Annotated in this window: 11 protein-coding genes; 5 read left to right on the top strand and 6 right to left on the bottom strand. The window is 52.7% G+C overall.

The window, feature by feature from the left end; genetic code table 11:
• Nucleotides 1–4: 4 nt before the first annotated feature.
• From HBA93_RS00110 to uxaC, 4 genes are all read right to left on the bottom strand, one after another.
• Nucleotides 5–1,084: an ABC transporter ATP-binding protein gene (locus tag HBA93_RS00110; RefSeq protein WP_221721916.1), complete on the bottom strand. Its 1,080-nt coding sequence runs from the start codon at nt 1,082–1,084 to the stop codon at nt 5–7.
• A 59-nt stretch (nt 1,085–1,143) separates the two neighbouring features.
• Nucleotides 1,144–2,322 (bottom strand): ABC transporter substrate-binding protein, encoded by a 1,179-nt coding sequence (locus HBA93_RS00105; RefSeq protein ID WP_221721915.1) that lies wholly within the window; start codon nt 2,320–2,322, stop codon nt 1,144–1,146.
• 118 nt (nt 2,323–2,440) lie between these two features.
• Nucleotides 2,441–3,937: a mannitol dehydrogenase family protein gene (locus HBA93_RS00100; protein ID WP_221721914.1), complete on the bottom strand. Its 1,497-nt coding sequence runs from the start codon at nt 3,935–3,937 to the stop codon at nt 2,441–2,443.
• The gene (uxaC, locus tag HBA93_RS00095) at nt 3,934–5,334 is read right to left on the bottom strand and encodes a glucuronate isomerase (protein ID WP_221721913.1); all 1,401 of its coding nucleotides are present in this window, start codon (nt 5,332–5,334) and stop codon (nt 3,934–3,936) included. Before uxaC ends, HBA93_RS00100 begins: the two co-directional genes overlap by 4 nt.
• 233 nt (nt 5,335–5,567) lie before the next feature.
• Here uxaC and HBA93_RS00090 point away from each other — a divergent pair, with 233 nt between their 5' ends.
• The 4 genes from HBA93_RS00090 to HBA93_RS00075 all read left to right on the top strand — a co-directional run bounded on the left by HBA93_RS00090 (nt 5,568) and on the right by HBA93_RS00075 (nt 10,034).
• Nucleotides 5,568–6,278, top strand: coding sequence for a GntR family transcriptional regulator (locus HBA93_RS00090; RefSeq protein ID WP_286201678.1), 711 nt, complete (start codon nt 5,568–5,570; stop codon nt 6,276–6,278).
• A gap of 70 nt (nt 6,279–6,348) precedes the next feature.
• Nucleotides 6,349–7,557 carry a mannonate dehydratase gene (uxuA, locus tag HBA93_RS00085; protein WP_221721912.1) on the top strand — a complete coding sequence of 403 codons (1,209 nt, stop codon included), beginning with the start codon at nt 6,349–6,351 and terminating at the stop codon, nt 7,555–7,557.
• A 3-nt stretch (nt 7,558–7,560) separates the two neighbouring features.
• Nucleotides 7,561–9,093 (top strand): UxaA family hydrolase, encoded by a 1,533-nt coding sequence (locus HBA93_RS00080; protein WP_221721911.1) that lies wholly within the window; start codon nt 7,561–7,563, stop codon nt 9,091–9,093.
• Between the two features lie 44 nt (nt 9,094–9,137).
• A complete protein-coding gene (locus HBA93_RS00075; protein ID WP_286201677.1) occupies nt 9,138–10,034 on the top strand; it encodes a sugar kinase in 897 nt (298 codons plus the stop codon).
• Nucleotides 10,035–10,103: 69 nt separating this feature from the next.
• On the opposite strand, the gene HBA93_RS00070 is transcribed toward HBA93_RS00075, so the two are convergent.
• Entirely contained in the window at nt 10,104–11,681 is a 1,578-nt protein-coding gene (locus HBA93_RS00070; protein ID WP_221721909.1) for an ABC transporter substrate-binding protein, read from the bottom strand.
• 23 nt (nt 11,682–11,704) lie between these two features.
• Entirely contained in the window at nt 11,705–12,289 is a 585-nt protein-coding gene (locus HBA93_RS00065; protein ID WP_221721908.1) for a MarR family winged helix-turn-helix transcriptional regulator, read from the bottom strand.
• Nucleotides 12,290–12,474: 185 nt separating this feature from the next.
• Here HBA93_RS00065 and HBA93_RS00060 point away from each other — a divergent pair, with 185 nt between their 5' ends.
• Complete coding sequence (locus tag HBA93_RS00060; protein ID WP_221721907.1) at nt 12,475–13,182, top strand: creatininase family protein; 708 nt, start codon at nt 12,475–12,477, stop codon at nt 13,180–13,182.
• Nucleotides 13,183–13,278: the final 96 nt, after the last annotated feature.

The raw sequence follows: 13,278 nt of genomic DNA, 5'->3' as shown, positions 1-13,278 counted from the left end.
CACCTCACGCCGGAAACACAAGAGCACGGGCAGGGTCTATAGCCAGCGCGATAGCGCTGCCTAGTGCTGCATTCGCTGAAGCATGAAACACCAGCTCATGTGCATTATCTGTGCTGGCAGTGCCGACAAAATCACGGCCGCGATATTCAATAGTCTCAACTTTAGCCAGAATATTTGATTGGATGGTTGATGCGTCTGCGGCTGTCGTGCTCACATCATCCGGTCGCACTGCAAGAACAGCATTTTGCCCGACGGTCAGCGGCACCCGTGCGGTGCCGGATATATGGGCATTGCCGATATCGAGTGTCACCTTGCCGTTCTGTTCGGCGATAACTTTACCGGAGAGGCGGTTGCGGTAGCCCATGAACTCAGCCACATCCAGATGATCCGGATGTTCATAAAGCTCGACCGGTGAACCGACCTGCCGGATTTCACCATCGCGGAGCACCACAATCCTGTCGGCCAGCGACAGCGCTTCGTCCTGATCATGGGTCACATAAATTGTTGTGGCACCAAGTTGATTATGAATGCGGCGGATTTCAGCGCGCATTTCCAGACGTAGCTTGGCATCAAGATTGGACAATGGCTCGTCCATCAGAACCAGAGGCGGTTCAATCACGATGGCGCGGGCAATGGCAACACGCTGCTGCTGGCCGCCTGATAGCTGCCCCGGCAATTTGTCTTCCTGACCATGCAAACGTACCATGGCAATGGCGGCTTCCACGCGGCTGTTCATTTCCGCTTTGGGTGTGCCGCGCATTTTCAGGCCGAAACCGACATTCTGGCGTACAGTCATATGCGGAAACAGCGCATAATTCTGAAACACCATGCCGAAACCACGATCTTCCGGCTTCAGGGTGTCGATACGGGTTTTATCGATATAAATACCACCACCCGTTGTTGCGAGCAGTCCGGCGATACAGTTCAATGCTGTGGATTTTCCGCAGCCGGACGGGCCGAGCAGGGCAATAAATTCGCCTTTTTTGATCGAAAGGGAGATGCCTTTTAATGCCTGATGAGCTCCGAAAGACCGGCTGAGCTTTTCAAGCCGGATTTCCTCAAAGGGTAGTGACGCAAGTTGCATGGAATACCTCATTGCTGGATGTCACCTGACAGGCCGATGACATCCGTCGTTTACCGGTTTTATTTTGGCTGGCTGGCGACTTCTTCGTCCCAGCGGCGGAACGCGACGACCATGGCATCCGGATCAAGCGGCAGCTCCACCGGATTATTGGCGATCCAGTCGGCATATTCTGCGCGGCCATATTCCGCGATGGCATCCTGACTGGATTGCGGTGCCATGGAGAGCGGCACATCTTTGACCGCAGGGCCCGGATAGAAATAGCCTTCATCATAGGTGTATGCCTGCTGCTCAGGGGTGAGCAGGAAGCTCATCAGATCGAGCAGAACAGCGAGTTTTTCATCGCTGACACCCTTCGGCACGCTCATGAACTGCGCATCGGCAACCCAATGGAAGCCATCCAGTTTGGCAACGGCTGCCTCTTTTGGCACCACGCCAAGCACGCGCGGATTGATATCCCAGCCGGTTGTGGTCACAGTCATATGACGGGTGCCTTCGCCGAGCTCTTTCATCAGAGCGCCGGTGCCGGTCGGGTAATACTCAACATATTTATGCAGCTCTTTCAGATAAGCCCATGTCTTATCCCAGCCTTTGACCGGATCACGCGGGTCTGTATCACCGAGCAGATATGGCAGCCCCATCAGGAAGGTACGGCCGGGGCCGGAATTGGCCGGACGGGCATAGGCAAATTTATTCGGATTTTCTTTTGCCCATGCGAGCAGTTCTTCCGCATTGGCGGGCACTTTTTTCACATGCTCAGGCATATATTCGAGCAGAGGGCCCGACGGATAATAGACGACTGCAACGCCGTGATCCTTGGCAAAGGCCTGCATACGCCATGCCGGTTCCAGATAAATGGATTGCAGGTCCGGCAGCGCACTGGCGTGATCCGGAAAGAGCTTGACCCACAGGTCCATTTCCAGTCCGGCAGCCAGCGCATCTGCGCCGGTCAGCACCAGATCAATATCGAGGCGCTTAGCGGCCTGCTGCGCTTTCAGTTTGCCCGGAAGTTCGGGTGCCGGTGCTTTGGTGAAAGTGATTTTTGAAACCAGTTCCGGCTTAGCTGCAGCATAATTTTCAATTGCTTTCTGGGTCAGCGCCAGATTGCCGGCGACATCAACAATGTTGATTGCGACCGGCGATGTCGGCAGTGCCAGTTTGCTCTGTGCCCAGAGCTTTGTTGCCGGAAGTGTAGCAAGAGCTGCCAGACCACCCAATGTCTGTCTGCGTGTGAAATGCATGATTGTTCCTCCCCGTTGATTTTATTGGTTGTACGGCCTGCCTCCTCAGAAAAGCCGCTCTTTTATTTTAATATATTAGTCTATCAATTTTGCAGGGCAAGCAAAAAATATCCCGTTCTTACGCCTTGGTGCTTACGGACTTGAAATTCTGAACTGTTTTAGCCGCGCCGTTTGTCAGTAATGTTTCAAGCTGCTGTAAAACGACGGATTTGAAATGTGCATTTTGGGCGAGTTCAGGTGCGAAAATACTGTCAAAAGCCAGCAATGCATTCAGTATATCCTGCGCAGTGGTGAGTCCCGCCGTTGCCTGTAAGAGTTGTTCACGTAGCGGATCGCGAATGTCGATAGCTTGTCCGTGTTCATCTTTACCGGTCACAAAACGCATCCATGCGGCGACACCAAGTGCGAGGCGGTCAAAAGACTGACCGGCCAGAAGGAGGTTCTGGATTGTATTGAGCAGGCGCTGCGGCAGTTTCTGCGAGCCGTCCATAGCAATCTGCGCAGTTCGGTGATGCAGAGCCGGATTACAGAACCGTTCAATCAGCTGGTCTTTATAGGTTGAAAGATCAAAATTCGGCAGAGCGGGCAGTGTCGGCGTTATTTCCTCATCCATCATGGCGCGGATGAATGTTTTAAAACCGGCTGCGGCCATGGTCGCGGATACGGTTTCATGACCGGCGAGAAAGCCGAGATAGGCAAGTGTGGAGTGACTGCCATTGAGCAGACGCAGCTTCATCAGCTCAAAAGTCGCGACATCGCGGACAAAGGTTGCGCCGGATTTTTCCCATGAAGGGCGACCGGAAGGGAAGTGATCTTCAATCACCCATTGGCTGAACGGTTCTGTGCAGACCGGCCATTGATCTTTCACGTTCAAAGCACGGCTGACACTTTCACGATCCTGATCGGTGGTTGCCGGTACAATGCGGTCAATCATACTGGACGGGAATGCAACATGTTCCGCGATAAAGCTGCCAAGTTCCGGATTGGTCAATTCGGCAAGCCGGAGAGTCACACGCTTCAGTGTTTCTCCGTTGGCTGGCAGATTATCGCAGGAGAGAACTGTGAAAGGCTGTAGTCCTGATGCGTGTCTTCTCCTGATAGCCTCTACCAGAAAGCCGGGGGCAGAGCGCGGCGCATGCGGGTGTCTCAGGTCATGGATAATATCGCTGTTGCTCTCATCCAGCGTACGGCTGGCCGGGGCATAGCAATAGCCCTTTTCGGTCACAGTAAGCGTGACAATACGGATATCCGGCTGGCACATGGCTTGCAGCACGGCTTCCGGATTTTCCGGTGCGACCAGAATATCGGTGAGACAGCCGATAACATGCAGCTTTTCACCGGCACCATCACGGACAGCAACGCTATAGAGATAATCCTGCGGGGCGAGCGCATCTCTGGTGTCGGGGCTGCGCAGAGAAACACCGGTAATGCCCCAGCTCGTATCATCCTGCAGGATATTCTCCGTGTAAACTGCCTGATGCGCACGGTGAAATGCACCGATGCCTAAATGGATAATCCCTGTTTTCAATTGAGAGCGATCATAGGCAGGTTTGCCCACAGGTGCGGGCAGATCGGCCAAGGTTTTATCGGATAGAGAATTGAGTGTTCCGGTCATAGTTTATAAGCCTGTTTGGCCAGCCGGTAGCTGAGGTCATGAGCGACTTCATAGGCTTCTTCCTCATCAAGGCGGTGCTCAGCAACAAGGCGGGCAAGGAAAGCGCAATCCACACGGCGTGCCATATCATGGCGGGCGGGAATGGAGAGATAAGCGCGGGTGTCGTCATTGAAACCGACAGTATTGTAGAAACCGGCGCTTTCCGTCGTCAGTTCACGATAGCGTCTGATCCCCTCCGGACTGTCATGGAACCACCATGCGGGGCCGAGCTTGAGGGCAGGGTAATGCCCTGCCAGCGGTGCGAGTTCGCGGCTGTAAGCCGTCTCATCCAGCGTGAACAGAATAAGCGTCAGGCGCGGATCATTGCCATGCGCATCAAGCAATGGTTTGAGTTCTTTCACATAGCCGGTCTGGTTCGGAATATCCGCACCTTTGTCAAAGCCAAAAGCGGAGAAAACTTGCGGATTATGGTTGCGGTATGAGCCCGGATGGATCTGCATGACCAGCCCGTCATCAATGCTCATACGTGCCATTTCGGTCAGCATCTGCGCACGAAACAGTTCTGCATCTTCCGGTTTGACCGGCTGTTTGATGATACGTTCAAATAGTGCTTCCGCTTCCCCTGCCGAGAGATTGGCTGTCTGTGCAGTCGGGTGACCATGATCGGTGGATGTTGCGCCGCGTGCCTTGAAATAGGCGCGGCGGTTGCGGTGCGCCTGCAAATAACCCTGATAGGTCATCGGATTATTTGTCAGTGCGATAAATTTTCCCAGTTCACTATGAAAGTCCGGTCGGGATGCATCAACCACTGCATCCGGCCGGTAGGCGGGCACAACGCGGCCATGCCAGCCTGAGCTAAGGATCGCATCATGATGTGTCAGCGGGTCATTGGCGGAATCCGTGGTGGAGATCGCTTCAATATTGAAGCGGTCATATAGCGCACGCGGACGCATTTCCGGCGTCGCCAGCCTCTCGGAAATCAGGTCATACAGCCGGTCAGCATTGTTCTCGCTGAGACGTTCTGTAATGCCGAAAACGCTCTCCAGAGAATGTTCAAACCAGAGGCGTGACGGTGTGCCGCGAAACAAAGGCCAGTGTTTTGCAAATAGCCGCCAGATGGTGCGGCTGTCGGTTTCCACCGCTGCGCCATCCAGACGGGCAATGCCTAATTGCTCCAGCGGAATGCCCTGTGAGTAGAGCATACGGCAGATATAATGATCGGGTTTGACAAACAGGGTTGTCGGATCGGGAAAAGCGGCATCTGTCGCATACCATGACGGTTCGGTATGCCCGTGCGGGGAGATGATCGGCAATTTTTCGACCGATGCGAACAAGCGTCGCGCTATGGCGCGGCTGTCTGCCTCCGCAGGCAGAAGGCGATCCGGATTGAGTGCCATTGCTGGTCTTTTCCTCCCTGACAGACTTTGAGGTCTGTTTCCCGTCATTGCTGTCCGGCTTTTTCTGTCTGCGGTTTTTGATCCGTCTTGTACAGAATTTGCATCCGGCGCTTGGCGAACAGTAAATAATAATATATTAGTATGTCAACAGCGCATGGATTTTTTGTTTCGGATCGCAGTTGCGAGCGGATAAACAAGACCTGAAGACTTGAGATTCAGGCAGGAGAACAAGATTGAACACGCAGCCGACATTCGGGCAGATATCCTCAGGAAGGCGGCCTGCCACAGGACGTGAAACCGCAGCAAAGCTGATTTATCGCGCATTACAGGCGGATATTGTTGCAATGAAGCTGCTGCCTGGCACGGCGCTGAACGAGAAAACTTTTATTGAGCAATTCGGTGTGAGTCGCACGCCGGTGCGTGAGGCACTTATTCGTCTGGCTGAAGAAGGGCTGGTCGATATTTTCCCGCAATCAGGCACTTTCGTGGCGCGTATTCCGGTTGATCTGATACCGGAATCTGTGGTGATCCGTCAGGCGCTGGAAGGAGCGACGGCGGAACATGCGGCATTATCGTCAACACCGGAAGCAGTCGCTAAGCTGGATGAGCTGATTGATATGCAGCAATTCCATGCCAGCCGTGAAAAGCTGGGACTGTTTCATGAAGCAGACGATGCTTTCCATGAGACTGTTGCGGAAATCGCCGGTTATCCCGGCATCTGGCAACATCTGAAGCTTGTGAAAATCCAGATCGACCGTGCACGGCGCATGACCGTTCCGGTGCTGGGGCGTATGGATCAGGTTTTGCGCGAACATAAACTTATCAGGGATGCCATTGCCGCTAAAGATGCACCGGAAGCGATAAAGGCGATGAAGCATCATCTCAGCGCGGTTCTGCCGGATATTGACGAGTTGCGGAAAAGCCATCCGGATTTCTTCGTCTGATCAGGCGTTCGTCCGCTGTCACAGATTTTCAAAATCATAAAATATAAAAACTTATTCGGAGGAGGGGTTAATGCGTCAAGCGTGGAGATGGTTCGGGCCGGATGCCGGTGTGCCTTTGGATGCTGTACGTCAGGCCGGAGCGACAGATATTGTATCTGCTTTGCATGATGTGCCGATCGGACAGGCATGGACATCTGGTCAGATTGCAGAACGCAAGACGTTGATTGAAAATACCCCTTCTGACCGCACGCAGCTTGTCTGGTCTGTGGTGGAAAGCATCCCGATTTCAGATGCGATCAAGCGTGAAGGCGGTGCCGCAAAACAGGATATCGCCGCATGGATTGCCTCAATGGAGGCTTTGGCGGCACATGATATTAAAGTTATTTGCTATAATTTCATGCCTGTTGTGGACTGGTGCCGCACCGATCTGGATTATGTAACGCCAACCGGCGCGACAGCCATGCGTTTTGATCAGGATCGTTTTGCTGCTTTTGATTTGCATATTTTGCAGCGTAAAAATGCAGAACAGGATTATTCCGAAGCTGATCGTCTTGCTGCCCGCGCAACCTATGAGGCGATGAGCGAGGCTGAGATTAATCAGCTGATTTTCAATATTGCCAGTGCTTTGCCGGGTTCGACAACCGAACCGCTGACGATACCGGCTTTCCGCGACAAGCTGGAAACCTATGCCCATGTCGATGCTAATAAGCTGCGGCAAAATCTGATCGCTTTTTTGGAAGAAGTGACCCCCGTTGCGGACGAGCTGGGTGTACGCCTGACCCTGCATCCGGATGATCCGCCGCGCTCCCTGTTCGGACTGCCGCGCATTGCTTCAAATGAAGCCGATTATGCGGCGATTTTTGATGCGGTGCCGTCTCCGGCCAATGGCATGTGCTTTTGTTCCGGCAGTCTTGGCGTGCGGGCGGATAATGATCTGCCTGCAATGGCGCGCCGCTTTGCATCACGTATCTATTTCTCGCATTTACGGGCAACCACGCGACAGGGTGACGGACGCAGTTTCTATGAAGCCGCCCATCTTGAAGGCGATGTGGATATGGTTGCATTGCTGCGGGCGCTGGTCGAGGAAGACCGCAAGCGGGATAGCGGATCAAAGATTATTTTCCGCTCTGATCATGGTCACCGTATGCTGGATGATCTGGCAAAACAAGTGACGCCGGGTTATCCGGTTATCGGCCGGCTGCGCGGGCTTGCAGAATTGCGTGGTGTGATCACCGCATTGGATGCCGGTGCTTTATGTCCGGCAAAGGCGGGCGGGTGAGCTATGACCCGTCAGAACAGTCCGGTTATTGTCCTTCATCCGTCTGACCATGTGGCGGTTGCGCGGGTGACAATCCGCGCCGGAGAGCCTGTCGGCAGTGGTGAACTTGTAGCCGCTAATCTGATCGGCAAAGGGCATAAAGTTGCACTTGTACCCATCACAAAAGGACAGGAAATCCGCAAATACGGCAATGTGATTGGTGTGGCGACAGAGGATATTGCTGCGGGTACGCATGTGCATCTGCATAATCTGGCAATGCTGCCGTCACAGCACGAGCATGAGTTCTGTGTTGATTATGCGGAACCGGAACTGTTTCCTGAAACGGAAAGACGCAGCTTTTTGGGTTTTGACCGCGGTGTAGGCGGGGTTGGTACGCGCAATTATATTGGTGTGATTGCGACGGTGAATTGTTCGGCCACAGTTTCGCAATATGTGGCGGATCATTTCAACCGCATGGGCGGGCTGAAAGACTATGACAATATTGACGGTGTTGTGGTGCTCGGACATGCAGGCGGCTGCGGGATCAATACCCAGTCGGAAGCCTATCGGGTTCTGACCCGCACGATACAGGGCTATGCTCGTCATCCCAATTTCGGCGGCGTGTTGCTGATCGGGCTGGGTTGCGAAACCAATCAGATTGCTCCGATCCTTGAACATTACAAACTGGAAGAAGGTGAGCGTTTGCAGACGCTGACCATTCAGCAATATGGTGGCACACGGAAGACAATTGAAGCGGCGATTGCGGCGATTGAAACTATGTTGCCGGTTGTGAATGCGGCGCAGCGCACACAACAGCCTTTGTCGCAGCTTAAACTCGGTTTGCAATGCGGCGGGTCGGATGGCTATTCGGGGATTTCCGCAAATCCGGCTCTGGGCTATGCATCGGATTTACTCGTGCGACATGGCGGCACTAGTGTTTTGTCAGAAACACCGGAGATTTACGGTGCTGAACATTTGCTGACCCGCAGGGCGGCGCGGCCGGACATTGCTGAAAAGCTGTTGTCACGGATCGATTGGTGGCGCGATTACACGCAGCGCAACGGCGATGAGCTTAATAATAATCCGTCTCATGGCAATAAGCTGGGCGGGCTGACCACAATCCTCGAAAAATCGCTCGGTGCCGTGGCGAAAGGTGGTTCAATGCCACTGCGTCAGGTTTATGAATATGCGCAGACGATTGATGAAATGGGTTTCGTGTTTATGGATACACCGGGCTATGATCCGGTTTCTGTGACCGGACAGGTGGCAGGAGGATGTAATCTCATCTGTTTTACCACAGGGCGTGGATCGGTTTCGGGTTTCAAACCGGCGCCGAGTATTAAAATCGCAACCAATTCAGATATGTATGAGCATATGAAGGAAGACATGGATCTGAATTGCGGTGGTATTGTTACCGGTGAAGAGACTATTCAGCAGGCAGGCGAACGTATCTTTGAGGAGATTATCGCTGTTGCTTCCGGCCGCAAGACAGTGAGTGAGATTTATGGCTATGGCGATAATGAATTTGTGCCATGGCAGCTCGGGGCAACGACCTGACAAACAAATAGCATGACGGGGGAATGGTGAGGAAAAAGCTCTTTTTGTCTGCCGGTGAATGTATGATTGAAATGTCCTCACTGGGAGGCAGTGAGTTTCATCTTGGCTTTGCAGGCGATACTTTAAATACCGCATGGTATGCCCGTGCTTGCTTGTCTCCGCAGGACTGGGATGTGTCGTATTTTACCCGTATCGGTACGGATAGTTTTTCTGCCAAGATGAAAGATTTTCTGAACCGGAACGGGATCGGTACTGACTATATTGAGGAAGATGCGCAGCGTCAGGCTGGTCTTTACCTGATCGAAATTGAGAACGGGGAACGGCATTTTACTTATTGGCGCAACCATTCGGCAGCACGTCTGCTGGCGGTCAATCAGCCATTGCTCGCCAAGGCTTTTTCTGATGCCGATGTTATCTATTTTTCTGCGATTACGCTGGCTATTCTTTGTCCTGAGCAGCGGACAGTATTTATCTCTCATTTGCGAGATGCTGCCCGCGCCGGAAAAACGGTGGTGTTTGACACCAATATCAGGCCGCGTTTGTGGGAGAACCACGATATTTTGCGAGAAACGATCATGCAGGCGGCAGCGGTTGCACAGATTGTTTTACCGAGTTTTGATGATGAAGCGGCAATGTTTGGTGATCGTAGTTTAGAGGATTGCGCTGCCCGCTATCGCACTGCCGGTGCGCAAGCTGTTGTGGTTAAAAACGGCGGCGGCACAATGCTGATTGCTGATGACAATGGCATGCGTCAGATCACGGATATTGAACCACTCAAACCGGTGGACACAACAGGTGCCGGAGATTCTTTCAGCGGCGGGTTTCTGGCAGCACTGTTGAGTGGCAAAGATATTGAGACTGCTGTCAAAGCCGGACATGCTGTTGCCTCTCAGGTGGTGATGCAGCGCGGTGCATTAATGCCGATGGGGCAATTAGTGTAATATACAAAAGTCATTTATTTGCAGAGCCCTAATAAAAAAGGCCGGTTTAAACCGGCCTTTTTTATTCATTTATTTTACTGGTTTGATATTCATCGCCAGCGTGTCTTCATCAGCGCGCGGTGTCAGTTCCACCTTGTCCTTCTTCACAGCCCATGCACTGAGCTGAATGGCAAGCGGCAGATCAGGACGATCCGTTGCTACCAGATTATTCGCCTTTTCAAGTAAAGTGCGGCGCTCATCTGCATCCATCGCTGCTGCAGCATCTTCAATCAGCTTGTCCATTTCCGGATTGGCATAGCCGCGCACGTTAAACGCACCCAGCGATTTTGCCGGTTCATTGGAATGCATCAGCGATGACAACATGTAATTGGCTTCGCCGGTCAATGTACCCCAGCTTGCCATATAGAGCGAGTATTCACCGCGGGTTTTCGCAGGGTTGAACACCGCCGCCGGAACGCCGTTAACATCCGCAGTAATGCCGATAGCTGCCAGCATCTGGGCGACTGTAGGTCCCAGTTCATTCGGCATACGGTCATTCGAATAGCTCAGTGTGATTTTGAAACCATCCGGATAACCGGCTTCTGTGAGGAGCTCTTTTGCACTATTAATGTTGAATTCCGGTGCCTGCAACGACTTGTCATAGCCGAAAATATTGGAGGTCACCAATTGCGTCGGTACGGCTGCCATGCCTTCCAGAGCGAATTCAACTATGGTCTCGCGGTCAATTGCCAGATCAAAAGCCTCTCGCACACGCGGGTCAAGCAGCGGGTTTTTGTCCAGCTTGCTGCCATCCTTGGCAAATACCATCGGGCTTTTTTCGCGGAAATCAAATTCGAGATAGCTGATATAGATGCTCTCATTTTTCACAACTGTCAGCGATGAATCCTGTTCAAGAACAGGCACATCCGAGGCCGGCACTTTGGAAATAACATCAACCTGACCGGCTTTGAGCTGGGCAACGCGGGCAGCATCATTCGGAATTTCCTTACGGATAACCCGATCCCACGGCTGTGCACCGCCCCAATAACCGTCGAAACGCTCCAGAACCAGATCCTGTGTCGGTGCCCATGAAACGAATTTATAAGGGCCGGTGCCGATTGTCGCTTTACCGGTATTGAAGCCTTCTGCTGCGGTTTCCTGCGTTGAATAGGCAGCCGCCGCTTTATGCGAGGTGATAAACAAACGGATAAAATCATTCGGCAATGTCGGTGCCGCAGAATTTGTTGTCACGCGCACAGTCAGAGGGTCGACAACTTCTACTGATTTAACGCGGCGCACAAAAATCGTTGCCGGGTTTGGTCCTGTTACATGCGGAATGCGCTCGATAGAGAATTTCACATCTTCCGCGGTAAAGTCTGAGCCATCATGGAATTTCACGCCTTCGCGCAGCTTGAATTCCCATGTTGTATCATCAAGCGCCTGCCAGCTCACTGCCAGCGACGGCTCAAGCTCAAGGTTATTGCCTGAGCGGATCAGCGTATCGAAAATATGTTTCGTCGCTTCGGCATTGGCGGCGGTTGCCGTAAAATGCGGATCCATCGAGGCAGGGCCGGCTTTAATTGCCATAACCAGATCGGCGGCAAAAACCTGTCCGGCGCTAAAAAGCAATGTTGTGCCGAGCATTAAAGCATGCAGTGTTTTTTTCATCTGAATAGTCCAGTCCCCATTTATTAGTCTTGTTCAAACTCTTCATCACGCTCCGGCAGATCGGAGGCAATTGTTTCCGGCCATTCGCGGGAGGCGATCACCAGTTTGGTCAGAAGTTCCGAGAGCATCATGCGCTCAGCAGGGCTGAGTGTTTCCAGCATCAGACGTTCCCGCTCCAGCATCGGCGTCATTTTCGCTTCAACAATGGCGCGACCAGTATCAGTCAGGCACAGCACAACACGGCGCAGGTCATCACTGTCACCCTCGCGTTGCACCAGTTTCAGACGGGTCAGCTTTTTAGTGGCGCGGCTCAGCGTGTTTTTCGGAAAGCCGGAACCGGCAACCACTTCGGACAAAGTCGTGCGGTCGCGCAGAAACAGTGAATACAGAACCACAAATTCCGGTCGCAGCAGATCATGATCCGCACCGATCAGCCCGTAGATCGGATTGTTGTAATGCAGTGCCAGATAGTTAATCCGGAAGGACAACCAGCACGGATTTTCCCATAATTTAGTATGCAGAATATCGCTTTCGCTGATGCGGCTGTCTGCCGCCTCACTGCGCCCCGCGCGCCCCTCCAAAAGAGCGATTGCTACGCGTTCCTCCATCACTTCTCCCCGTGACAGTTTAGCAATTAAGTTCCATTCAGAACAAGATATAGCTTGTTTTAAGGATGTCAAACGTAATTTTTGTTCCAATTGGAACTTGTCTGTGAAATATTTTCATGGATAATAGTTTTCAGAAACCCATGAGCACAGACTCGGGAACACTTTTGAAATGAGAGGAATTTCACATGCATATTAACGCCATGCACTGGGCGCAGGTTGAAGAGTGTGTCAAACAGGACGACCGCTGCATCCTGCCGATCGGCAGCGTTGAGCAACATGCCCGCATCAGCCTTGGCACTGATATGATTTTGGCTGAAAAAGTATCGCTGGATGCCGCAGAGCCGCTGGGTGTACCGGTATTTCCTGTTCTGCCTTATGGCCTGGCATCCAGTTTCGCCGACTTCCCGGGCACGGTATCCCTGAGCCTGCGCACCTATATCGGCGTGATTGAAGATATTCTCGACAGCATCTACCACGCCGGTTTTCGCCGTATCCTGATCGTCAACGGACATGGCGGCAATGCGCCTGCCGGTACCGTTGTGTCTGAGTGGCTGAACCGCAATCGTGATGCCAGTGTCAAAATGCACGATTGGTGGCGCGCACCACAAACCATGGGCAAAGTGCTGGAAATTGACAGCCGCGCTTCGCACGCCTCATGGATGGAAAACTTTCCGTGGACACGTCTCGCAGGCGTTCAGCAACCGGAACATGCGGTAGAGCGCATTGATTTCGGCGCCATGGCACGCGTTGACGCCGGCCGTAAACGTGCGCTGTTGGAGAGCTGCGAAGGCAATTATCACGGCCTTTTTGAACGTCCGGATGCTGACATGCTGGCGATCTGGGATGTTGCTGTGCGTGAAACCCGCTTTGAACTCGAAAACGGCTGGCACTGATAATCATAAATTTCCGGACAGGAGAAATCCTGTCCGGCATTAGAAATAGTTAAGCGGATACGGCGGGAGGAAACTGTCCGTTATCCGCTTTTGGGG

Origin of the sequence: Ochrobactrum sp. SFR4, from assembly GCF_019730395.1 — a bacterium.
Classification (GTDB): Bacteria; Pseudomonadota; Alphaproteobacteria; order Rhizobiales; family Rhizobiaceae; genus Pseudochrobactrum.
Note: the sequence above shows the minus strand (reverse complement) of the source record. Positions and strands in the feature narration are given on the sequence as shown.